Below are 24,051 nucleotides of genomic sequence, written 5' to 3' on the forward strand. Positions count from 1 at the left end.
ATGCGCCTGCTAAGCCGCGAGCGGCTCAGGAGGTTTTCGCATCATGTCCCCCATCGATAAATACACCACCAAAGCTCAGGAAGCCCTCGCCGCCGCGCAGGAGGTCGCTCAGACGATGGGCCACGCGCAGGTCGATGCGCTGCATCTTCTTTCGGCGCTGCTCGCCGATGCCTCGGGCGTGACGCATTCGCTGCTGAAGCGCATCGGCGCCGATGCGTCGCGCGTCGCGTCGATTGTGCAATCGGAATTGCAGCGCCGGCCGACGGTGTCGGGATCGGGTGCGGTCAGCATGTCGCGCGATCTGGGCGAGGTGCTCGGCAAGGCGCAGGCGGAGGCGACCGCGCTGAAGGACCAATATATTTCGACGGAGCACATGCTGCTGGCGCTGGCCGAAGTGAAAAGCTCCGCCAAGGAAGTGCTCTCGATTAACGCCATCGACCGCAAGCACCTGCTCGAGGCCGTCACGCAACTGCGCAAGGGTCAGCGCGTCACCGACCCCGGCGCGGAGCAGACATATGAAGCGCTCGAAAAATACGGGCGCGATCTCGTGGAGTTGGCGCGTCAGGGCAAGATCGACCCGGTGATCGGTCGCGATGAGGAGATTCGCCGGTGCATGCAGGTGCTTTCACGCCGCACGAAGAACAACCCGGTGCTCATCGGCGAAGCAGGCGTGGGCAAGACGGCGATTGCGGAGGGCATGGCGCTGCGCATCGCCAACGGCGACGTGCCGGCGTCGCTGCAAAACAAGCGGCTGATCGCGCTGGACATGGGCGCGATGATCGCGGGCGCCAAATATCGCGGGGAATTTGAAGAGCGATTGAAAGCCGTGCTGCGCGAAGTGACCGGCAGCGATGGGCAGGTCATTCTGTTCATCGACGAGTTGCATACAGTCGTCGGCCTCGGCAAGACGGAGGGCTCGCCGGACGCGGGCAATCTGCTCAAGCCGATGCTCGCGCGCGGCGAGCTGCGCGTGGTGGGCGCGACGACACTTGATGAATATCGCCAGCACATCGAGAAGGACGCCGCGCTGGAGCGACGGTTTCAGCCGATCTTCGTCAGCGAACCGAGCGTCGAGGACACCATCGCCATTCTGCGCGGCCTCAAAGCCCGATATGAAGCCCATCACGGCGTCCGCATTCAGGACGGCGCGATCGTGGCGGCGGCGCAGTTGTCCAACCGCTACATCACCGGCCGGCAGCTTCCCGACAAGGCGATCGACCTCGTCGATGAAGCCGCATCGCGCCTGCGGATCGAGAACGAATCGATGCCGGCGGAGCTTGATGAACTGCGCCGGCGGATCATGCAACTGGAGATCGAGCGCGAAGCGCTCAAGAAGGAAAAGGACCCCGGATCGGCGAAGCAGCTTGAAGGCGTGAACCACGAACTGGCGGAACTCTCCGAGAAAAACAGCGAGCTGACCGCGCGGTGGGAGCACGAGAAGGGTCAACTCGACCGCATCAAGCAGCTCAAGGAAACCATCGACCGCAAACGCGTCGAGCTCGAACAGGCCCAGCGCAGCGGGAACCTGGAGCAGGCGGCGCGCATTCAGTATGGCGAACTGCGCGACCTGACGCAGCAGCTCATGGCGGCGGAGGCGACGGTGCGCGAGGAGGAATCGCGCGGATCGCTTCTGCGCGAGGAAGTCACGGCGGAGGAAATCGCCGAGGTCGTCGGCAAGTGGACCGGCATCCCGGTGTCGCGGCTGATGGAAGGCGAGAAGGAGAAACTGCTGCGCATGGAGGACGCCCTGCGCAAGCGCGTTGTCGGACAGGATGATGCGGTGCGCGCCGTCAGCGATGCGGTGCGCCGGAGTCGAGCGGGTCTTGGCGACCCCCGGAGGCCGATCGGCAGCTTTCTGTTTCTGGGTCCAACGGGCGTCGGCAAGACTGAGCTTTGCAAGAGTCTGGCTCAGTTTCTATTTGACACGGAAGACGCGATGGTGCGGCTGGACATGAGCGAGTTTATGGAGCAGCACAGCGTAGCGCGGCTCATCGGCACCCCGCCCGGGTATGTCGGCTACGAGGAAGGCGGGCGGCTGACGGAAGCGGTGCGCCGCCGACCGTATTGCGTGATTCTCTTTGACGAAGTCGAAAAGGCGCACCCGGATGTGTTCAACATCCTGCTTCAGGTGCTCGATGACGGGCGGCTGACCGATGGGCATGGCCGCACGGTCGATTTCAAGAACACCATCATCGTGCTCACCAGCAACATCGGCTCCGCCGCGATTCAGGAACTGACCGCCTCCGGCGCGGAGGATTTCGAAATCGAAGCGCAGGTCCGCGGGCAGCTCAAGGAATACTTCCGGCCGGAGCTGCTCAACCGCATCGACGAGGTGATCATCTTCCATCAGCTCACCAAGCCGCAGCTCCGCGGCATCGTGGACATTCAGCTCCGCGACCTCAAGCTCCGCCTCGCCCAGCGCGAGATCGGACTTGTTCTGACGGACGCGGCGAAGGACCAACTGTCCGATGAGGGCTACGACCCCACCTTCGGCGCCCGCCCGCTCAAACGCGTGATCCAACAGCGCCTCGAAAACCCGCTGGCGCAGAAACTCCTTGCGGGCGAGTTCGTCGCCGGCGACACGATCCACATCGACGTAAGCGGCAAGAGCTACACGTTCGCCAAAGGCCCGGAAGTTGTCGAGGCGGAGCTGATCGAGGAGTAATCCTCACGGGGCTTGCGTGTTGGATTTTGCAGGTGATCGCGTCTGAGCATAGGCGATGCAGATGTAAGCAATCGTGAAGATCGCCTTGAATTTGATCTGATCCCAATTTGGATGTGAGAGCCACCCCGGTAAGAGAAACGCGGCGGCGATAATTGAGACGATCGCAAATAGTGCGAACATCCACCCTAGTAGACGCCGCGCCGTCAGATTTCCTCGCCAGATGTACAGCGTTTCGAGCACGATAATCGCGATGGCCAGCCCGCCCATGCCGATCGACCGCGGGTCGGCGGGATGTTTGTTCGTCACCATCGTGTAGAGCCACAACGCGGCGATAGCAATCGCCGTCGTATCCGCTGCGCCCATTCGGGAATTCGATGGTGTTGGCTCCATGTGGCGGACTATATCAGAAGCAAAGGACGACGTCGTTGCCGCTGAATATTTCCAGTGGTCCCATCCCGATAGGTGTATTAGGATGCTTGAGAATATTGTGAAGAGGCCCAAATTCGAGGCGTATTGCCGTTGCATACGGCTGCCTTGGAATTAGGCGGTTTTTTTGTTGGAAGTTGAAGGGCTGCGTATTTGATGCGCAGCGACAGGGCGGGAATGCCGCGCCAAGGGCGATGGCATTGGATTTGCATCAACAGGCGTCTGGATGGCGATGCGTATGGACCAGACACAGGTTGGCGACGAGGCACTTCTATCCATGTACGATGTCGATGCGTTTTACGACGAGGTTTTCGAGTCGGACGGCGCGATGCGTCCGGGGGCGTCGCTCCTGAAGCAGATCATCGACCTGCACGCCACGGGCGAACTGCGCGGCAAGCAGCAGGCGGTCGAGCAGCTCATGCTCAAAGCCGGCATCACCTTCACCGTCTACAACGATAATCAAGGCACCGAACGCATCTTCCCCTTCGACATGATCCCCCGCCCGATCAGCGCGGCCGAGTGGGACACGCTCGAGCGGGGCCTGAAGCAGCGCATCACCGCGCTGAACATGTTCATCGGCGATGTCTACAACGAGGGACGCATCTTCAATGAGAAGATCGTCCCCGAAGAAATGGTTCGCCATTGCACGGGCTATCGCAAACAGTGCGAGGGGCTCCAGCCGCCGCATGGTATCTGGGCGCACATCACGGGGACGGACCTGGTGCGCAACGGCGATGGGCAGTACTACGTGCTGGAGGACAATCTGCGATGCCCGTCGGGCGTGTCGTATGTTCTACAGAACCGGCGCATCATGCAGCGGGCGTTCCCGGACCTGTTCGCGGCGGCGGGGATTCGGCTCGTCGTCGATTATCCGTCGCATCTGCTTGAGACGCTCAAGCATCTCGTGCCAGATTATGTGCGCGAGCCGAAGGTCGGCCTGCTCACGCCGGGCGTGTACAACTCGGCGTACTTCGAGCATTCGTTCCTTGCTCAGCAGATGGGCATCGAGCTGGTCGAAGGGCGTGATCTGGTCGTGCGCGACAAGCGCCTGTACATGCGGACGACGCGCGGGTTCGAGCAGGTGCATGTGCTCTACCGGCGCATCGACGACGACTTCCTCGATCCCAAGGCGTTCCGCCCCGATTCGATGCTCGGCGTCCCCGGACTCATCGAGGCCTACCGGGCGGGCAACGTCGCCCTCGCCAACGCCCCCGGCACCGGCGTCGCCGATGACAAGGCGATTTACACATTCGTCCCCGACATGATCAGGTTCTATCTGTCGGAAGAAGCGATTTTGCCCAATGTGCCGACGTACCTGTGTCGCGATCCGAAACAGCTTTCCTATGTGCTCGAACATCTGAGCGAGCTCGTGACGAAACCCGTCGCCGAGTCAGGCGGGTATGGCATGCTCGTCGGACCGGCGGCGACGAAGGAGCAGATCAGCGCCTTCGCCGATCGCCTTCGCGCCAATCCCGACAACTACATTTCGCAGCCCACGCTCAGTCTTTCGCGCATGCCCACGCTTTGCGGCGAGCACATCGAAGGGCGTCATGTCGATCTGCGCCCGTTCATCCTGATGGGCGCCAAGCCGTATGTGCTGCCGGGCGGACTGACGCGCGTGGCGATGCGGAAGGGTTCGCTCGTGGTCAACAGTTCGCAGGGAGGCGGTTCCAAAGACACCTGGGTGTTCAGCGAATGAAAAGAGGCCCCCATGCTTTCGCGCGTTGCTGATTCGATTTACTGGATGAGCCGCTACATCGAACGGGCGGAGAACCTGGCCCGCATGATCGATGCGCATCTGACGCTCGTGAACGATCTGTCGCACGAGGAGCAGTGGATGCCGCTGGTGGCGATCACGGGGGACGACGCGGTCTTCAAGAAGATGTACGGCGAGCCGGAGCGCGACGCGGTCATCGAATTTCTGACCTTCAACACCGACTACCCCAACTCGATCGTGTCGACCGTGCGGGCGGCGCGCGAGAACGCCCGGAGCGTGCGCGAGACGATCACCGCGCAGATGTGGGAGCAGCTTAATGAGTTTTACCTGATGGTGACCGGGCCGGACGCCCGGCGGCAGGTCGACCGCGATCCGTATGGTTTCTACCAGATGGTGAAACTGGCGAGTCATCTGTTTCTGGGCGTGACGGATTCGACAATGACGCACAATGAGGGCTGGCACTTCGGGAAGATGGGCCGGCTCATGGAACGCGCGGACAAGACGTCGCGCATTCTGGACGTCAAATACTTCCTGCTGCTGCCGAGTCCCTCGCATGTCGGGACGCCGATGGACGATGCGCAGTGGGCTTCGCTTTTGCATTCGATCAACGGGTTTGAGATGTATCGCCAGCAGCATGGGACGATCAATCCGCTGCGCGTGGCGGAGTTTCTGATTCTCGATCGGCGCTTCCCGCGCGCGATCCGTCACTGCATCGAGCAGGCCCGGCTTTCGCTTTACGAGATTTCGGGAACGCGGCGGGAGGAGTACACCAACGAAGCGGAGCGGCGATTCAGCCGGCTCGTGTCCGAACTTTCGTACGCACGGATCGAGCAGGTCGTGTCCGGCGGGCTGCACGAATTCCTCGACTCCTTCCAGACGAAGCTTAACGCCGTCGGTCATGCGATTCATGAAACCTTCTTCGCGCTGCAGCCGATCGAGCCGGAGCCGGAGATTCAGATGCAATACCAAAGCGCGAGGACCTATGACATTCTGCTTGGGAATGAAGCTTGAGAGCGGACTCGTGGCGATCGCGGACACGCGGATCACCTGCGGGAACGATGTGACGACGGCGCGGAAGCTCTCGACGTACGCGCATCTGGGCCATCGCATGTTCATGATGACGTCGGGTCTGCGTTCGGCGCGCGACAAGGTGGTGACGTACTTCGATCAGATGATCGAGGATCGACCCGGGCCTTTCGGGCGCATCTATGAAGCCGCCAGTGCGATCGGCCAGCAGATTCGCCGCGTCGCGCAGGAGGATCGAGCTTCGCTGGAGGCGGTCGGCCTGCGCTTTGACATTCAATGTCTGATCGGCGGGCAACTCGCCGCAGATGCGGAACCCAAGCTCTATCTCGTGTATTCCGAAGGCAACTGGATCGAAGTCACGCACGGCACGCCGTTTCATGTCATCGGCTCCGGCGCCTACGGCAAGCCGATCCTCCGTCGGGGCCTGCATGCGCATGACTCGCTGGCCCATGCCCTCAAGATCGGCATGCTCGCGTTCGACTCGACGCGCCTGTCCGCCTCCGACGTCGACTTCCCGGTCGACATCGTGCTGTGCCCGGCGGGGGCGGATTCGGAAATGGTCGAGCGCCGGCTTGAAGTGAGCGACATGGCCGAGGCGTCGCGCTGGTGGCAGGAACATCTGCGGCAGGGCATCGAGAAACTGCCGACGCAATGGCTGAGCAAATTGATCGCAGGAGCAGCGGAGGAAGAGGGGACGGAGCCGGGCGGTCCTCTGGCGATGCACACGGAAGATGCCGCGTAACCGATGGGCTACAATGTCGCTGTGTGAGGAGCGTTGAGCCCATGGCTGAAGCGAAGATTGACGTGTTGGGACTGACGGACCTTGAACTGGTCGCGTCGTTGTACAACCAGGTGTTTACTCCGGCACGCGATGCCGCATTCTTCAAACGCCGTTACCTCGGGCGTTACAATCCGCTGATACTCGTCGCCACCGTCGACGGCAACCCTGCCGGTTTTTCGCTGGGGTTCGAGCTCAAGCCCGATGTGTTCTTCTCATGGTTCTACGGCGTGCTCAAGGACTTTCGCCGGGCGGGCATCGCATCGCAACTCATGGCGGCCCAGCACTCATGGGCGCTGGAGCACGGCTACGAATCCGTGCGCCTCGAATGCCAGAACGGCCACCGCGCGATGCTGCACATGTGCATCGAGCACCGTTACGACGTGATGGGCGTCCGCTGGGACCCGGACCGCGGGGCGAACCTGGTGATTTTCGAGAAGACATTGCCGGATTGATTGAAAAAGGCGAGGGGACTTAAGTCCCCCCGCCTCATGAATCCAGCTTGGTGTTTACTTTTTCGCGACCGCGGCGAAAAGGGCTTCGTCGCGCTTGAGGGCTTTGGCGAAGCTGGGGCGCTGGGTGGTTTTCGCGAGGTAGCGGGCGACGTTGGGCCAGCGCGTGGCGTCGATGGTGACTTTGGCGTAGCCGAGGTTGATGAGGCAACTGACGACGGTGATGTCGGCGATGGAGAATTTGCCGCCGACGAGATAGTCGCCGCCCCCGGAAACGACAGCTTTTTCGAGGTAGTCGAGGATGGGGGGCAGATCGACGGTGACCCCTTCTTTGACGATGGCTTCATCGCAGGGTTCGCCGAGGAACATGGGGCGGACGATGCGTTGGTAGACGATCTTGGGGCCGATCTTGGGGATGACGCCGCCGTCGATGTACTCTTCGAACCACAGGGCGTCGGCGATCTGCTCATCATTTGTCGGATACAGCGCGGGAGAGGGGTATTTGCGTTCGAGATAAAACGCGGCGACCGAGGAGTCGGGCACGTATTTGTTGCCGACTTTGGTCAGCGGGATTTTGCCCAACGGGCTGTGCGGACGCAGCTCGGCGGGCCAGTCGCGCGGGCTCACCGGCACCGCTTCGAACGCCACGTTTTTCTCATCGAGCAGCACATGCAGCTTGCGAACGAACGGGGAGAAGCTCGCTCCGTAGACAATGACATCGGCCATCGATAAATCCTCTTAAGAATAGGAATGGATCACCACCACGAACGCATCCTGCGATGCGGGTCGGCGCGGCGGGTTACACGGCGGGTCATTATTTTACGAACTTCATCACGGCGTCGGCGAAGGCCTGGCCGCGGGCTTCGTAGTTGGTGAACTGGTCATAGGAAGCGCAGGCGGGGCTGAGTACGACGGATTGTCCCGCCCGGGCGGCGGCGGCGGCTTCCTTGACGGCGACCTCGAGCAGGCCGCAGCGCCGGACGGGGCAGTGGGGGGATTGTCGCTCGATGGCGTCGCCGATCGCCGGGCCGGTGTGACCGATGGTGTACACGGCCGCACAGCGCGACGCGGCGTAGCGCGCCAAGGGCGACAGGTCCGCGTGCTTGTCATACCCGCCGAGGATCAGGTGCACGGTGTCATGATCGAAACTGTCGATGGCGAGCATGCCGGCTTCGGGCGTGGTGGATTTGGAGTCGTTGTAGTAGCGGACGTTTTTGTGGGTCGCGACAAGCTGGAGGCGATGCGGCAGGCCGGGGAAACTTCGCAGGGCGTGAATCGCATCGGTGCGGCTGACACGCGCCGATTCGCAGGCGGTGATCGCCAGCGCGGCGTTGAGCTGATTGTGCTCGCCGGGCACGAGCAGATCTTCCTCGATCGGTTCATCTTCGATGATCGACACCGCCGCCGTGTCGAATCGCCAGTCCGCCACGCTCGGCCCGAGCACCACGCGGTCCTCGTGATTCTGCTGGCGGAAGATGGTCTTCTTGGCTTTGACGTAGGCGTCGATATTGCCGTGGCGATCGAGGTGGTTGTCGCCGATGTTGGTGACGACGGCGATGTGCGGGGACCATCCTTCGAGCATGTCGAGCATGAAGCTCGAAAGCTCGAGCACGACCCAGTGCTCGGGCGTGATCTGGTCGAGTTCGCCCAGCAGCGACCCGCCGATGTTCCCGCCCATGTGCACATTACGCCGGCCGAATGCGGCGGTGAGGATGTGCGCGATCATGGCGGTCGTCGTCGACTTGCCCGCCGTGCCGGTGATGCCGATCGTGTGGGCGCGATTGGGCAGACGCTCGACGAGCAGGCGGATTTCCGTCGTGATCGGCACCTTGCGCTGCGTCGCGGCGTTGAGGAAGCGGTTGTTGCGCAGATCGACGGCGGGGTTGACGATGACGAGATCGGCCTTGGCGAAGTCGTCGACTTCGTGGCCGCCGAGGCGGTAGTCGATGGGCAGGCCGTCGAGCTTTGCGATCGAAGCGGTCAGTTCGCCCTCGGCGAGCAGGTCGGTGACGAGTACGCGGGCGCCCTGATGCACGCAGAAGCGAGCGGCCCCGACCCCGCCGCCGAAGCGGCCCAGGCCCATGATGACGACGCGCCGATCTTTGAGTTCGTGTTGTTTCATCCGACGTGGTCTTTCCACTTAACCGCCGCCATCAGATTAGCCGATATTGAGCGAGTGAGCGAATCGCGTGATTACATTCTGGATGTGGCCGGCGTGACCGAATCGCAGCCCGACGCAGCCGTCGCCACAGGCACGGTCGGCGAAGCGATGCGCCATCGTCCGTGGCTTGCCGTGCATTGGCGCTGCTGTCATGTGTACAGTCGTATCTACCGCGACCGCGCCGGCGAGGCGTACGTCGGCCGATGCCCCAGTTGCGGCAAGAACGTCCGCGCCCGCATCGGGGCCGACGGCGTGAGCACGCGATTTTTCACAGCCCAATAACCCCAACCGCCGATCGACCGCTTCGCTTACGGACTGCGCTCTTCGCGCGGCTGGCCGAAGCTCTGATTCGGATTGATCTCGCCGATCTGTTCGCCGGTGCGCGGACGCTTCTTGGACCCGAACAGGCCGTCGGTCCATCCGAAAAGCGTATTGCCCACGCTCTTGAGCGGGTCGGCCTGCTTCTTCTGCGGCGGATAGCGTTCCTCGGCGTACTCGTACTGGCTTCCGACCCAACTGTTCTTGACGCCGACCACGCGCTCCTCGCATCCCGCAAGCAGCGTCATCGCCAGCAACAGCAGCCCGAATCGTCGCATCGCAAGCTCCGAAAGGCATAGTCCGTCCTTTATCTTAGCGGTGCGCCCCTCAAGCCGCCAAACACGAGGGCCGATGCAAGTCATGACGGTCGGACCACCGATTTGACGGGCGGTATAATGCTTGCGGAAATGATTCCACGCACCGGGCGACATCTTTCGATCCTGCTGGCGGCCGCGGCCCTCAGTTTGGCCGGGTCCGCGCGATCCGTGCGTGCCGGCCCACCCCTCGACAATAAGACCGTCGCCTATCTGCAGCGGCTCTCCCAAACCGATCAAAGTAATCCGCAATCGCTGATGGCGCTCGCCGACTGGGCCGGCGACAATGACTTGGGCATTCAGGCCGCGGATCTGTATCGTCAGGTCCTCAAGCTCAATCCCGCAGATGAACATGCGTACAATCGGCTTGTCGAAATCTCCGACAAGACGCGCCTGTCCGACGACCCGCAGCGGCAGGCGGAATTGAGCAAACTGCTCGGTCCGCGTTTTGAGCTGCACGTCTCGCCGCACTTTTTGATTTTTTATGACACGGACAAGGCGTGGGCCTTGAACCGGGCGGTGCTTTTGGAGAAGGCACACGACCTGTACTTCTCCGCGCTGCGGCGGGCGGATATTCACGCGCTGCCGCTGGATCGCCGGCTCGTGTGCGTGCTCTTCGACTCCCACGCCGACTTCACCGCCTATTCGCTTCAGGCCGACGGACAGGACATGGGATGGTCCAGCGGGTACTACTCGCAGAAGACCAATCGCATCGCCTTCTACAACGACACGTCCAGCCCGGATCATCAGCGCGTCGTCGAGCACATCGAAGAGCTTCAGCAGACCGTCGACGATCTGCGTCAGGCGATCACACGCGACGCCCGGAACATCGCGCTGGTCAGCGATCACCGCCGCAAGCTCGACGATGCGAGCCGCGAGCTTCAGTGGAACCGCAATCGACTTCAGGTTGTGGCGAACATGATCAACGCCGCCAAGACCACGCATGAAGCGGTGCATCAGCTTTCGTTCAACTCCGGCGTGCAGACGAACGGCGTGATGTATCCGTTCTGGCTCTCGGAAGGACTCGCCACCAACTTTGAAGTGGATGATCCCGCCCGGCCGTTCGGCCCGTACTTCGACAATGTCGAACGCCGCCGTCTGCTCGGCGACGTCGCTTCGCACAACCGCGCCCTGCCGCTCAAGGAATTCGTCACCCTCTCGCGGCTCCCCGTTGACGACAAGGCCAAGCTCGCTGACCTGTATGCACAGGCATATGGCTTGTTCCAGTTCCTCTTCAAGAAGCGCCACGATCAGATGCGCCAATATCTCCAGCAGCTTTCGAAGATCCATCCCGGCCGCCGCTCCGACGCCTCCATGCTCCAGGAATTCGAAGACGCCTTCGGCCCGGTCCGCGATGTGCAGGAACAATGGTCCAACTACCTCCGCACGCTGCGTTGAAAAGTCGTGATGTGGCGATGTGGTGATGTACCCCCCAAATGCCCAGGGCTGAGCGCCGCGAAGCCCCGGATCGCCTTTCCTTCCCCATCTTCCCCTATAATGCCCTCCTTACCGGCGCGCGTAGCTCAATTGGATAGAGCTTCGGTCTTCGGAACCGAAGGTTGCAGGTTCGAGCCCTGCCGCGCGTATTTTTCGCCGCTTGCGGCTTGGCATTCCCATCCATTGAGGTCGCACTATGTCACGAACGCTATTACTTCTGGGCGCGATCCTGGGTCTGACCGCCGTGCTCGCAGGCACATTCGGCGCGCACGGCCTCTCGCAGCTCAACCTCGACGCCCATGCCCGTGATGTTTACGAAATCGGTGTGCGCTATCACATGTATCATGGCCTGGCGCTGATCGCCCTCGCTGCCGTGGCGTCGCGGCATCCGTCGGCGCTGCTGGACATGATCGCTTATCTGTTCACCGGCGGCGTCGCTGTGTTCTCGATCTCGCTCTACGCCCTGGCGATCACCGGCATCAAATGGCTCGGCGCGATCACACCTCTCGGCGGCATGTGCTTTCTCGCCGGTTGGGTCATGCTCATCGTCTTTGCTTTCAGGTTGCCGCGCGCTGCTGCGTGATCGTCCGCTGCGTCGCCAGATCCGCCGAGTGCTCCGTGCTCCGTCGATAATCGCCCGGCGTCATCCCCGTCTTGTGCTTGAACATCGCGCACATGTATTCCGGATGCTTGAACCCTGCGAACTGCGCGATCTTCGGCAGCGTGAAATCGGTCTCGCGTAAGAGCTGCTTCACCCGTTCAAGCTGCACACGCAAGATCTCCGCCTTCGGCGACCGGCCCAAAAGCCGGGAAAATCGCCGCTCCAGCGTGCTGCGGCTCAATGGAACCTGCGCCAGCACCGACTCGACGCTGATCCCGTCCATCGCATGTTCCCGAATGAACCGCACCGCCGCCGCGATATCCCGGTCCGCCACCGCCAGCACGTCCGTCGACTGCCGCGTCACCACACCCCGCGGCTCGATGAACATTTTGTGCTCCGGCGCCGGCCGACCCGCCATCATCGCATCCAGAAGCGCCGCCGCCTCATACCCGATCTTCTCGGTGTTCGGCGCGACGCTCGTGAGCGGCGGATTGCACAGTTCGCACAACACCTCGTCGTCATCGACGCCGATCACCGCCACCTCGTCCGGCACGGCGATGCCGCGCTCGTTGCAGGCATTGAGCACCTGCTGCCCGCGCACATCGTTGCAGGCGATGAGACCGATCGGTTTGGGGAGTGCGGCGATCCAGTCGGCGATCTGCGCCTCCTGCATGAGGCCGCGGACTTCGATGCTGGTGGTGGTGTCGCCGGCGTCCTTGCGCGGTGCGCCGCCGGACCCGTTGAAGATCGCCGCCTCGACCCCGCGCGCCGCCAGCAGCTCGCGCAGATATCGGAGTCGACGATCCGAGTAGTTCGTGCCGGCGAATCCGCAGTAGGCGAACTGCGTGAACCCGCGTTCGAGCAGATGATCGATCGCCAGCCGCACGACGGATTGATCATTGGTCTCGATGAGCGGGATGCCTGGTACATCATGCAGACCGCGCAGGTCGATGGTCGGCAGGTTGAGCTTCTGAAGCTGACTGATGAGGCGGGGGGTTTCGATGCGCGCGATCACGCCGTCGCCCTTCCATTTGTGCAGCCAGTCGGGCACATCATCCGCCTGCGCCCGCTCCTGATGGAAGATCGACCACCGCCCATGCGTTCGCGCATACGCCGCAATCCCGCGCAGCAGCCCCCGGCCGTATGCACGTGACGACTCTATGAGCAGGGCGACTTTGGGGCGATGGGTCATGCGTCTGCATTATATCCAAAGTATTGCAGTTTTGCATGATCACATATCGTCGTTCAAGTTGTTTTTATATACGAACTTGTGTATATCTACATTTTGTATTGTCGCTCTCGGATTACTGGTTTACGTCAGCTCGCCGATGGGTTTGCGTGCCGCGATCGCCGAGGTCCGCAGGCCTGATTTCGCTTCGCCGTTGCCTGTACAGGTGTGACGATAAAAATTATAATTACTGCATCAATCCGTTGAACAAGCAACCTCCCCTGGAGTGGTTTCATGCGTCAATCGCTTGCGGTGCTGATCGTGTCGGTGGTGTGTGCGGCGGGGTCATTACCGGGGGGCGATGTGCGGGCGGGGGAGGGGTCGGCGGCGGACGTCGTGCTGCCGATGGAGCGGAGCGCGTATTACATCGGCGAGACGGTCCCGCTGGGTATTGCCCATCTGGCGGACGACGCGGAAACACATCTTGAGTTGGTCGCGGCGGACGGATCGGCGCTGACGCTCTATCGCGGTCAACCGCGCGCGATCTTTCTGAACACGGCGCCGCTCGCGCCGGGCGATTATGCGCTTCGGCTCAATGGGCAGGCGCTTACACATCGACTGACGCTCGTGAGCGTGCTGCGCAGGAGCGCCGCGTCGATGCAGGATGAAGCCGCGCCGCCGACGCCGCAGTTCACCAAGGAGCAGCGGGCCAATGCGCAGGCCGCCGCGGACGCCAGCGCGGTGCATTGGGATCACATCACGAACATCTACCGCGCCTCCGGCGTGTCGACGGCGATGCTCGTCGGCCGGGCGGACAGCGGCATGTTCCCCTTCATGGACGCGATGGCGCGCGCGGGCACGATGGCGATGGTCAACTCCGACACGCGCCCCACGAGCTTCTGCCCCGTCAGCACGCCCGACGAAATCCGCTCAATGAGTCGGCGGATGATCCTTTTGGCGCAGGCGAACGGGCGCTTTCCGAATTTCGCCGGGTTCTGCTACAACTGGGACCCGACCGGCTTCGCGCCGGGCAATCGACGCATGCTGCTGACGTACTGGCAATGGGGCGATTCGAAGGACGCGCTGCGCCGCTATATCGAAAACATCGACCACGAATTGGCCAATGAGTTTACGCGCACGACTGGCCTGGCGCCCGTCACTGAGGGGCAGTACATCGCATATCTCCTGTCGATCCGCCGTCCCGAATTCGCCACCGCGATCGACCTGCCGACGCACCTGTGGCTGGGCGAGATCGCCCGGTACACCAAGCCCATGTCCGACACGCAGCGCGTGGCGTTCGAGCAGCGGCTCGACGCATGGTCGTGGTTCCTGATGACGCGCTACGCCGACACATACCGCGCCTACAATCGCAACATCAAGTCGATCGATCCGACGCTGCGCGCGACCGCCAGCGTGCAGGTCGATCACGCCGCGGTCCGCTTCGGGCAGTATCACCCCAGCGCCGACGAGCCGCTGGACTTCCATTATCAGTCGACATGGAACGACCAGGCAGGCGGCCCCGACTACGCCTTTCAACCGCTCTACACGCAGGCGATTCTCGAAATGCATCGCGGGGACAAGCCCATCTGGATCTCCAACGCCACCGGAGCCGCGCACGGGCGAGCGGCTTATGCGGGCAAGATGACGCGCTTCGCGGCGCACGGTCTGCCCTTCGGCGCGACCGGCATCGGCTTCGCCTTCGAAGCGTTCAGCACCGTCGCCGGGTCGATGAACGCCGGGAGTCTGTGGGACAACGTCCGCGACAAGAGCGGCGGGGACGACATCCGTGCGGGCAAGGCGTTCCTCGATCGATTCGCGTCATTGGCGACGAACGCCCGTGCCGAACACGGCGTGGGCGTTCTGTATTCGCGCGCTCAGTACAAGCGGCAGCACATGGTCCCCGGCTTCGGCACGCTCGGCTACAAACTCATCGTCTCGCTCGCCCGGCTGGGCTACACGCCGCGCTTCGTCACCGAAGAAGATCTGCTTGCCCATCGCGTCGTTGATCTGCCCGCGCTGATCATCGCCGGTCAGACCTTTCCGCTCGAGGCCGATGTGTGCAGCGCGATCGCAGCGCTTGGATCGGCGGGGACGAAAGTCATCGTCGACGGCAACACGACGATCGACCTGCCCGGCGTCGATGCGGTGAAGATGGACTACGCGCTGCCGTTCACCGTTCCCGGTCAGCCGCACAACTGGTCCGTCCCAAGCATGACCGCCAACGAGAACGACACGATCAGCGAAGCCCGCTGGCACGCCGAGTTGGCGCCGCATCTGATCAAGGCGCTCGGCGACGTCGGACGCGGATATTTCACATCGGACAAAGGCGCGGATACGGTTGTGTCGCTCGCTCAGATGGTCGGCGGGGAAGCACGCTACCTCATCGCCGTCAACGATTCGCATGTGTTCACGCAGGCGGACTGGTATCAGGTGCGAGAAAAGATTTCGCCGACGATTCACGCACCAAAAGACGCGGTGATGTACGACCTCACGGCTGAAACGTCGCTGGGGGCGATCGGGGCGGCGGACGTCGATTTGACGAATACGACGGCGCGCGTGCTGGCGGTGCTGCCGCGTGCGGTCAAGGCGATCGGGTTGAGCGCGACGCAGAAGGCGTCAGCGGGCCAAGGCGTGGGCGTCAGCGTTTCGTTCAGTGACGGCGACAAGCTGATCGCCGCGGTCGTGCCGTTTCATCTGGCGCTGCTGACGCCCGACGGCAAGATGTTCGCAGAGTTCTACCGCGCCACAGCGGCGGCGGGCGATTTCTCGATGACGATTCCGCTGCCGATCAATGCGGCGGCGGGGGCATGGTCGATCGTGGTGCGCTCGCAACTTGATGGTCTGACGGCGACGCTGCCGCTGCATGTCGCGCCATTGGCGTATGCGGAGGCGGGCTGCACGCCGATGACCGACCGGCTGATCGTACGAAATCGGGAAGCGATCGATCGCGTGCTGGCCAAAGGGGCGAAGGTGGTGTTGCCGATTTTCGACGGACCGGAGGCGGAGCGCCGGCTGGCGATCGCGCAGAAGATCAAGGCGATGCTCGGCGAGCGCGGCGTCCAAGTCGACGTGCGCGAGCACCCGGTGATGACGAACTACACGCTCGCATACGAACTGACCGACGAGCAGCGCGCGGAGAACGCCAAGGCGGAGTCGGGCGAGGCGATCGGTGCGGTGAAACGGCTGACCAAAAACAGCAACGACTGGTACGCGGGGGCCCCGGCGTTCTACTTCGGCCAGCCGGTGATTCTGCTGGACGTGACGAATGTACGGGACAACCCGATGGCCGAGTCGCTTGATGACTTGGGCGTGCTCTGGCCGCGGGTCAGCGCGGCGTTCCCGGGGCGCGGGCGGGGAGTGGTGCAGGGGGCGGACTGGGCATTCGCGCCGTCGGTCGACGCCCTGATTCTTCAGGCGGCGGACATCGATTCGCTCGCTACCGTCGCCGAGTCGCTTGGCAATCTGCCCGCCGATCGGCTCACGCCGAGCGTGCGCGCCGTGCGCGAGCAGGTCTGGCGTCAGTATCACGTCGGCGGCGCGCCAGACGCGCCCGTGCTATCGGGGCTCACCGCAGACGGGCTCACAACCGGCAGCGCACCCGAGCCGTATCGCATCACATTCAGCGAAAGTCAGCCGCCGACGCCGGATCATATGCCCGAGCGGGCGCTGAAGGTCGTCGAAGCCAAAGCGCTTCCGGCGACGTTCGACGCCAAAGCGTTGGTGCCGCAACAGTGTGATGAAGGTCGGTGGTTCGCCACGGGGACGCCGAGCTTTCTGGTGAGTGATCTGCGGTTCAGTCAGGGGCTGGTCGCGCCGGTGGAAGCGGCGTCGGCGGGGCGCGTGCGGATCACCTACGCCGGCGTGCTGCGATATTCGGATCGAAAGCCGTGCTGGAGCCCGGCGTGGGAGGATGTGCTGAAGCTGCGCGAGGCGACCGTGCCGGTGAAGCGCGAGCCGATGCGCATCGATGTCATCATCGGCGGCAAAGTCGTCGGCTCGCTGACGCCGACGAAGACGGAGGAGCGCGAAGTGCCGATGGAACTGTTCGTCTCGGGCGCGAAGCCGAAGATGGTCAGCGAAGAGGTGGTGACGGAATTGAGCGGTGAAGTGGAGTTGTCCGCGGGTCATGTCAACGTGCTGCTGGCGCCCCGCAATATCGTTGACGGCACGATGGGCTCGATCGTCATCGCGCCGATCGAAAAGTGAGCCCGATCACGGTGAGAAGATCTGCTGGTAGTAGTCGAGGTCGATGTTGTTGGGGGCGTTGAAGTTGTTGGTGTCGATGAGCGGCGTGGCGGGATCGCGGAAGGTATAGAGAGCGCTGTGACCGTCGGCGAAAGTCATGGCGTTGGTGTTGCCGAAGTGATTGGCGGCGGGCCAGTCCCACCAGATGTCGTGCTTCGTCGGATCGTTGGCGGGGTAGCAGACCCACGACCCGCGGTTAGCGCCGCGATTGTCGACCTCGTCGAGGATCATCAGTCGCTGACCGGGTCCGACGATCATGCCGAGCGTCGTCGCCGGTTCGATGAGCCAGCCGCTGGTCCCGCCGCAGTAGTTCGTGAAGGAGTAGCTGCGGATGTAATCGCGCGGCTCGTCGGGGCACAGGTACAGATCCAAATCGCCGAGGTAGGGCCAGAGCTTGCCCTTCTTCAGATCGTCGGGCACTTCGATATAGCCCATCGCGCGCGCGTCGGGCGTGGTCCATGAATGCGGCAGGCCGATGTTGCAGTACGAACCGACGAGCTTGCTGTAATTGTCGGAGGCGTAGCTTGTCGCCGCGACGGCGAGCTGGCGCTGATGCGTCAGACACACGGCAGCCCGGGAGGACTGAATCGCGCGGCTCATCGACGGCATCAGGATCGCCAGCAGCAGGGCGATGATCGACACCACCACGAACATTTCGATGATTGTGAACCCGACGCGTCTCATGTTGCCCGCTTCAAATTGTACCTGCATCCCGGCCGACGCATCACTTGGCCGGCAGGGCCCACGGCGGCTGCGTCTGCGTCGACTCGGTGTTCCACATCAGACCCCAAAGGCCTTCGAGCGGCACCTGGTGCGCGCTGCCGTCGACGAAGACGACGTTGACCGCGCGTCCGTGGCGATTGATGCACACCCGACCGGATGCGGAGCTGTTCGACCCCGTCAGCGTCGGCGGGGGACCCCAGTTCGGTCCACCGTTCACATTGTTCTCGAACCAGACGTCGACCCACATGCTGTCGGCAAAAAGCGGCGTGGCGTCAGGTCGGGTCGGGTTGTCGAGTTTGCGCCAATGCTTGCGTTCGTCGCGCGCATCGAACACAGGGTCGGCGCCGTCCGTTCGCCGATAGTTACGCCCGTCGAGCATCCACGCATTGAGCGCGAAGCTGCCGTCGAATCCGCGGATGAAATTGATCGTCGATGCGACATCCGGTCCGCCCCATGCGACCGACACCGTGCCCCAGCCGGAGTACGCCTTGGGCGTGTCGAGCACGTAGTCCCATTGCCCGGAATAATCGACCGGTGCCTCGGGGCAGAGCATCACCCGATTGTCCGCGAAGTACGGGCTGAAGATGTGCATCCAGTACGTGTCGTACGTGAGCCCGCCGGTCGAGAGGCCGGTCGTGCGGTAATACTTGTAGAGTCGGCCGAAGTGATCGCCGCAGTAGGCCTGCACCGCCAGCCCCATCTGCCGCTCATGCGTCGCGCATACGACGCTCCGCGCATTGCGCTGCGCATCCTTGAGCGACGGCAGCAGGATCGCGACCAGCAGGGAGATGATCGATACGACCACCATCAGTTCGACCAGACTGAATGCGCGTCGTCGCATGGGGTATCCCTTGCTTCAGCGGCGGCGTGCCGCCGCCAGTGCCAATAGACCCAGACCGGCGGCTCCCGGAAGCGCCATCGGCGTCGGCACCACCACCACGTTTTGCACCAGCCGCACCTGCCCCGCCACCGAGTAGTCGACGCTGTAGTTCTGCGCCGTCGCGTCGGAGAAATCGAAGAACGCGCCGGTGCGCGTGCCGGTGTAAGTGATGATCGTGTAGCTGGCATCGGTGAGCGTGCCGACGACGTCGAGCACGCTGGCGCCGCCGAAGGAGAGATTACCGGTGATGTTGAGCAGGTCGATCGACGAGCCGGAGACTTCGGCTTCGAAGATGTTGTTGAGCGTGAAGTTGCCGGTTATGTTGATGGTATCGATGGAGTTGCCGGGGGCGAAGGTGCCGTTGACGGTGACGGACGCGCCGATGTTGCCGTTGCCGCCGAGCGTCGCTCCGGAGGCGACGGTGTAGAGTCCGCCGCCGGTGTGCGTGCCGTTGACGATGAGCGTGCCGGCGGAGACGGAGGTTGTGCCGGTGTAGGTGTTGGCGCCGGTGAGGATGTACTTGCCGTTGCCGGCCTTCACGAAGGCGAGGTTGTTTTCATTGGTGAGTGTGCCGCCGAGCTTGCCGTTGAAGGTTGATGTGCCACTGGCGAGATCGACGGTCAGCGTCGAAAGCGCGGCGCTGCCGCCGACGGCCCGGCTAACCACGCCGTTGCCGCTGTCGTCGCCCGAGTGCGTCAGATTGGTCACCGTCTGAGCGACGCCGTCAAGCTGGAGAATCCCGCCGTTGTTGTTGCCGCTGTTGCCGAGTTGCACGCTGGTCGTCGTCGGCAGGCGGTTGGCGCTGCCGGTCAGCTCGACCTTGCCGTTGTTGATGAACGTATTGCCGGTGTAGTTGTTCGCGGCGGAGAGAAGGAGCGTGCCATCGTTGGTCTTGGCGACGTTGCTTGAGCCGGTGATGACATTGGCGATCGTCGCCGAGTTGGCGGCGGAGAGCACGCTGATGTTGGCGTTGGTGCCGGAGAGGGTGATGCCGCGGTTGGCGTCGTCGATGACGACCGCGCCGCCGGAGGTGTCGAATTGGAGGGTGGCTCCGTTGTTGATCGTGAGTTGGTCGGCGGCGAAGGAGCCGGGGTTGTTGCCCAACTGGTGCTCGTCGGAAATTTGAAGGGTTCCATTGTTGATTGTGGTTTTTCCGGTGTAGGTGTTGCCGGCATTGGAGAGGGTCCACGATCCGGCACCGGTCTTGAAGAGCGAGGTGGCGCCGCCGCTGTCGCCGATGAGCGCGGCGATGAGGTTGCCGGAGGTGTTGGAGCCGTCGAGCGTCAGCGTGCGTGCGCCGGACTGGCTGTTGAAGCCCATCGCGCCGGTGTTGTTCAAGCCGAGCGCGCCGACGCCGGAGGAGTCGATAGTTCCGCCGGAGGTGCCGACGCTGAAGAGCCGGTTCATGCTGACGGCTCCCGCGCCGGTGCCGGAGTACTGCTCATACTTGAGGGTGCCGCCGTTGAGAACGAGGGAGTTGGCGTTGGTGGTGGCGTTGGTGGAGTCACCGCGGCCGATGTCGCTGTTGGATCCGACGTTGGCGAGGTTCGAGACGGATAGGATGCCGGCGTTGATGACGGTCGGGCCGGTGTAGGAATTGGCGCTGAAGGTGCTGACGGTGGCGCCGTTCTGTCCGCCGGCGGATCCGGTGACGAGTTGGAGCGTGCCGTTGCCGGACTTGGTCAGGCCGATGTTGTTTTCGTTGGTGCTCGAGCCGCCGAACTGACCGGTGTAGGTGCTCGTGCCGGAGGCGAGATTGACGTTGAGCGTCGCGTTGGAGGCGGAGCCGCCGACGAAACGGCTGGTGACGGAGTTGGTGGCGCCGGTGCCGGAGCGAGCGATGTTGGCGACGGTTTGACTGACGCCGTCGATTTTGAGGATGCCGCCGTTGTTGTTGCCGGAGTTGCCGACGGTGACGGTGGTGCCGGTGGGCAGGCGGTTGGATCCGCCGGACAGTTCGAGGGTGCCGTTGCTGACGTTGGTGCTGCCGCCGTAGGAGTTGGACCCGCCGGTGATGATGACGGTGCCGTCGTTGGCCTTGCTCATCGAGGTGGAGCCGGTGATGGGAATGGCGACGGTCAGCACGCCGGTGCCGACGGCGGAGAGGGAGCCGCCGCCGGTGGAGAGGACGATGGAGCGGTTGGAGTCATCGAGCGTGACGGCGGTGCCGGTGGCGACCTGGATGCTGGCGCTGCTGCCGAGGGTCAGGTTGTTGCCGACGACGTTGGCGCCGAGTTGGCTTTCATCGCTGATTTGAAGCGTGCCGCCGCTGACGGTGGTGCCGAGGGTATAGGTGCTGGCGGTGGTCCCGCCGAGGATGAGCGTGCCGGTGCCTGTTTTGGTGAAGCCGTTGGTGCCGCCGATGGCGACGTTGATCTGGATGAGTCCGCCGGCGAGGTTGTCGATCTGGCCGGTGTTGGCGAAGACGAGCGTGGTGTTCTTGGTGCCGCCGCCGACGTTGTTCTGAATGGTCAGGTTGGAAGTGGAGGTGGTGTTCTGCAGGAGGATGCCGCTGACGCCGTTGAGAGTCAGCGTACCGTCGGCGGTGGAGGAACTGTTGCCGATGTTTCGATGAGTAGTGCCGGAGGCGAGCAGGATTTCGCCGACGATCTGGTTGTTGGCGCCATTGTTGGTGGAGCCGTTCATGTTGATGCCGACGGCGGTGGCGGTGTTGCCGGTGACGAAGGCGGCGATGTCGCCGCTGCCGGGGACGGGGCCGGACCCGCTGTTCCAGTTGGTGCTGGTGAGCCAGGCGCCGTTAGTCCCGCCGCTGTAGTTGATCGTGGAGGCGATCGCCGGCGGCGTGACGGCCAGACCCAGCGCGAACATCGCAGGCAGCGCGCAGGCACCTAGCGCGATCGGACGTTGGCGGAGCGTACGAAGCGTGTCAATGCGATTGTTCATGCGACGGTGCCTTTTCATGTCATTCCCTTTCTTGGTTCGATGCGCCTATGGCCATTCTCTGATTCGATCGCCTCCCCGACCCGCCGCGATGGGCCGGATGCGTTCATGGATTCTTCTCACCGGCCCGCTCGCCTTCCGTCTCGACATGCACCACATCCGCCGGCTCGACGCCTTCCGATCGCGCTGCGATGCACGTGATATCGAAATCGAAGGCGAAGGCATCGGCGTTGTAGTTGCCATTGGGTCCGACCGCGATGTAGATCATCTGTCCGTGCTTCAGATAACCCAGGTCCGTGTCGAACGACGTCGACGACGCGCCGGCGGCGAGTACGCTCAGCGCCGGTCGGATCACGCTGTACGAAGTGAACACGCGCACCTTCACGCCGTTGCCCTGTTTATCGGGGTTCGTGAGGCGGATCGAACTGTCCGTCACGGCGTAGAACCCGTCGCGATCGACGGTCCACGCGGCGATGACGTAGCGGTCGACATGGTTGGCGCGGTCCATCGTCGCGCCGGGCTCGGGCAACATTGTCTGCTGCGCCCCGAGGCCGGGGTGCCCCCAACTGGCGGCCAGACGCATGAACAGCGCCGGCGCATGGTTGGTCCCATCGCGATCGCCGTCGGCCGTCCACAAATCGCCAGCGGGCTTGAGCGGTCGATACGAGCCGGCGTCCCAGATGGCGCCGTCGGCGAAGTTGCGGCTCGCACTGGCGTCCCAATCGCGCGGCGCGTTCCAGAGATAGCGCCATCCCGCCGTGGGCGTCGACGTCGCAAAGTCACGCTGATAGCCCGCCACCACCTGCGCCTTCGATCGCGCCGGCTTGAAGAGATTCTTCGGTGGCGACTGCTGCACGAGTTCACGCGGGGGCTCGAGCCCGCTTAGATTCAGCGCGATCGGCCCCGACCGGCCGTCGGGCTCGACCGCCGCCGCGTACCCCGAAGTGACGTGCCGCAGCACGCGATCGTTCGCATCGCGCAATTCAACTTCGCCGACGAGCACATGCAGCTCGACCCGCCCCGACGGCCGCACGATGCTGGCGAATTCCGTGCCCAGGTCGATCATGCGCACCCGCCCCGGCGTCGTGAGCGTGAACCCCCGCGCCTTGTCGGGCACGAACACCTGCAGGCGCCCGTTCTTGAGGAATCCACCGTTTGTCCCCGTCAATTCAAATTCGCACGGGCCGGTCAGGTCGACCACCGCGCCGGAATTGAGCATGAACTGCGCGCTGCCGGAGGTTAATTGCACCCGCCCCGGCGGCAGCGTGCTGCCGAGCTGCAAGGATGCGTCCGCATCGGCGAACACCGCATCCTGTGCATTGGTCAGCAGGGCGACGGACTGATCGCGCGACACCGGCCGTATCGAAGGGCGATCCGCCAGATAGCGCAGCCCGATGATCATGCACAGACCCGCCAGCACCGCCGCGATGGCGACGACGATCAGCCGCCGCGATGCGTTATTGTTTGCGTGCAGTGGCATCGGCCGAATCTCGACGGAGGCGGCGCGGTATTGCCATGACAGCATGGCGTGCATCTCGACGAGGTCCAGGTAGTCGTGCTGCGCCCGCGCATCGCCGGCGGCGGCTTGCAACAGCGCGGCATGCTCATCCGTCGACAGCGAACCATCCAGGAGAGCGGTCAGCAGGCGGACCAGTTCGCGCGGCGGCGTCAGGTCGTGGGTCATGTCGACGCCTCCTCCGCGCCGGTGCGCCGGACGCAGTCGATGACCAGGCGGCGGATGCGGTAGAGCGTCTGCGAGATCGATCCGACCGGGCGACCCATCTGTTCAGCCAGCCGATGCACCGGCTCGCCGGACGTGTAGCGGCGAAGCAGCAGGTCGCGCTGATCGGGTGTGAGCTTTTCGATGCACTGATTGAGCAGGCGGCGGCGGTGCTCGAAGTGAGCCGCCCGATCGTTGGCGGCGGCGGCGATCTGCTCCAGGTCGCGCTCGTTGAAGTGCGACCAGTTCCGCGCCCGGTCCCGCCGGAAACCGAGCACTTCGTAATAGGCGATCCGGCAGGCCCACGCCGTCAGGTCCGAGCCGTCGGGGTATTCGTGGGCTTTTTGGAGGATGACGAGATTGGTGCGCTGGAGGACTTCCGACGCGGCATCGGCATCGGGCAGAATTGACATAATATACGAATAGAGCCGGGGTTGTATGCCGGTCAATTGCTGCCCGAATTGCTGCTGCCGCCTTGTAAACCGCATCGTTGCGCGCTTCCTTCTCTATGAAGCGCCT

19 protein-coding genes and 1 tRNA gene are annotated in these 24,051 nt (G+C 63.3%); 10 read left to right on the forward strand and 10 right to left on the reverse strand.

Going from position 1 to position 24,051, the window contains the following annotated elements; all coding sequences use genetic code 11:
* Positions 1-43 precede the first annotated feature (43 nt).
* The gene (gene clpB, locus GC162_13235) at positions 44-2,665 is read left to right on the forward strand and encodes an ATP-dependent chaperone ClpB (GenBank protein ID MBI1369604.1); all 2,622 of its coding nucleotides are present in this window, start codon (positions 44-46) and stop codon (positions 2,663-2,665) included.
* Between the two features lie 3 nt (positions 2,666-2,668).
* On the opposite strand, the gene GC162_13240 is transcribed toward clpB, so the two are convergent.
* Complete coding sequence (locus GC162_13240) at positions 2,669-3,028, reverse strand: hypothetical protein (GenBank protein ID MBI1369605.1); 360 nt, start codon at positions 3,026-3,028, stop codon at positions 2,669-2,671.
* A 301-nt stretch (positions 3,029-3,329) separates the two neighbouring features.
* On the opposite strand from GC162_13240, the gene GC162_13245 reads away from it, so the two are divergent.
* Genes GC162_13245 through GC162_13260 form a run of 4 tightly spaced genes read left to right on the forward strand, consistent with a single transcriptional unit; the run spans position 3,330 to position 7,067 of the window.
* Complete coding sequence (locus GC162_13245; protein ID MBI1369606.1) at positions 3,330-4,790, forward strand: circularly permuted type 2 ATP-grasp protein; 1,461 nt, start codon at positions 3,330-3,332, stop codon at positions 4,788-4,790.
* A gap of 12 nt (positions 4,791-4,802) precedes the next feature.
* Positions 4,803-5,819, forward strand: a complete 1,017-nt coding sequence (locus GC162_13250; protein ID MBI1369607.1) for an alpha-E domain-containing protein — start codon at positions 4,803-4,805, stop codon at positions 5,817-5,819.
* Entirely contained in the window at positions 5,707-6,576 is an 870-nt protein-coding gene (locus GC162_13255; protein MBI1369608.1) for a peptidase, read from the forward strand. Before GC162_13250 ends, GC162_13255 begins: the two co-directional genes overlap by 113 nt.
* Entirely contained in the window at positions 6,486-7,067 is a 582-nt protein-coding gene (locus tag GC162_13260; protein ID MBI1369609.1) for a GNAT family N-acetyltransferase, read from the forward strand. Before GC162_13255 ends, GC162_13260 begins: the two co-directional genes overlap by 91 nt.
* Before the next feature lie 54 nt (positions 7,068-7,121).
* Here the strand turns inward: GC162_13260 and GC162_13265 are convergent, their stop codons facing one another.
* Both GC162_13265 and GC162_13270 read right to left on the reverse strand, forming a co-directional pair.
* Positions 7,122-7,790, reverse strand: a complete 669-nt coding sequence (locus GC162_13265) for a glutathione S-transferase family protein (GenBank protein MBI1369610.1) — start codon at positions 7,788-7,790, stop codon at positions 7,122-7,124.
* An 88-nt stretch (positions 7,791-7,878) separates the two neighbouring features.
* On the reverse strand, positions 7,879-9,186 hold the full coding sequence (locus GC162_13270; protein ID MBI1369611.1) for a hypothetical protein: 1,308 nt from the start codon (positions 9,184-9,186) through the stop codon (positions 7,879-7,881).
* Between the two features lie 54 nt (positions 9,187-9,240).
* On the opposite strand from GC162_13270, the gene GC162_13275 reads away from it, so the two are divergent.
* Entirely contained in the window at positions 9,241-9,507 is a 267-nt protein-coding gene (locus tag GC162_13275; GenBank protein ID MBI1369612.1) for a hypothetical protein, read from the forward strand.
* Positions 9,508-9,533: 26 nt separating this feature from the next.
* Here the strand turns inward: GC162_13275 and GC162_13280 are convergent, their stop codons facing one another.
* Positions 9,534-9,821: a hypothetical protein gene (locus GC162_13280; protein MBI1369613.1), complete on the reverse strand. Its 288-nt coding sequence runs from the start codon at positions 9,819-9,821 to the stop codon at positions 9,534-9,536.
* Positions 9,822-9,938: 117 nt separating this feature from the next.
* Here GC162_13280 and GC162_13285 point away from each other — a divergent pair, with 117 nt between their 5' ends.
* The 3 genes from GC162_13285 to GC162_13295 all read left to right on the forward strand — a co-directional run bounded on the left by GC162_13285 (position 9,939) and on the right by GC162_13295 (position 11,877).
* Entirely contained in the window at positions 9,939-11,255 is a 1,317-nt protein-coding gene (locus tag GC162_13285; GenBank protein ID MBI1369614.1) for a DUF1570 domain-containing protein, read from the forward strand.
* 114 nt (positions 11,256-11,369) lie between these two features.
* Positions 11,370-11,443: transfer RNA gene (locus GC162_13290), tRNA-Arg, on the forward strand.
* Positions 11,444-11,490: 47 nt separating this feature from the next.
* Complete coding sequence (locus GC162_13295; GenBank protein ID MBI1369615.1) at positions 11,491-11,877, forward strand: DUF423 domain-containing protein; 387 nt, start codon at positions 11,491-11,493, stop codon at positions 11,875-11,877.
* On the opposite strand, the gene GC162_13300 is transcribed toward GC162_13295, so the two are convergent.
* Entirely contained in the window at positions 11,852-13,087 is a 1,236-nt protein-coding gene (locus tag GC162_13300) for a helix-turn-helix domain-containing protein (protein MBI1369616.1), read from the reverse strand. The two genes, GC162_13295 and GC162_13300, sit on opposite strands and share 26 nt — an antisense overlap.
* A gap of 270 nt (positions 13,088-13,357) precedes the next feature.
* Here GC162_13300 and GC162_13305 point away from each other — a divergent pair, with 270 nt between their 5' ends.
* Positions 13,358-17,269 carry a hypothetical protein gene (locus tag GC162_13305; GenBank protein MBI1369617.1) on the forward strand — a complete coding sequence of 1,304 codons (3,912 nt, stop codon included), beginning with the start codon at positions 13,358-13,360 and terminating at the stop codon, positions 17,267-17,269.
* Between the two features lie 6 nt (positions 17,270-17,275).
* Here the strand turns inward: GC162_13305 and GC162_13310 are convergent, their stop codons facing one another.
* From GC162_13310 to GC162_13330, 5 genes are all read right to left on the reverse strand, one after another.
* Positions 17,276-17,992, reverse strand: coding sequence for a hypothetical protein (locus tag GC162_13310; protein MBI1369618.1), 717 nt, complete (start codon positions 17,990-17,992; stop codon positions 17,276-17,278).
* A 40-nt stretch (positions 17,993-18,032) separates the two neighbouring features.
* On the reverse strand, positions 18,033-18,872 hold the full coding sequence (locus GC162_13315) for a prepilin-type N-terminal cleavage/methylation domain-containing protein (protein MBI1369619.1): 840 nt from the start codon (positions 18,870-18,872) through the stop codon (positions 18,033-18,035).
* Between the two features lie 15 nt (positions 18,873-18,887).
* Positions 18,888-21,815 (reverse strand): hypothetical protein, encoded by a 2,928-nt coding sequence (locus GC162_13320; protein MBI1369620.1) that lies wholly within the window; start codon positions 21,813-21,815, stop codon positions 18,888-18,890.
* Between the two features lie 103 nt (positions 21,816-21,918).
* On the reverse strand, positions 21,919-23,496 hold the full coding sequence (locus GC162_13325) for a hypothetical protein (GenBank protein MBI1369621.1): 1,578 nt from the start codon (positions 23,494-23,496) through the stop codon (positions 21,919-21,921).
* Positions 23,493-24,020, reverse strand: coding sequence for a sigma-70 family RNA polymerase sigma factor (locus GC162_13330; GenBank protein MBI1369622.1), 528 nt, complete (start codon positions 24,018-24,020; stop codon positions 23,493-23,495). Before GC162_13330 ends, GC162_13325 begins: the two co-directional genes overlap by 4 nt.
* Positions 24,021-24,051: the final 31 nt, after the last annotated feature.

This window comes from Planctomycetota bacterium (genome assembly GCA_016125255.1).
Classification (GTDB): domain Bacteria; phylum Planctomycetota; class Phycisphaerae; order Phycisphaerales; family Zrk34; genus RI-421.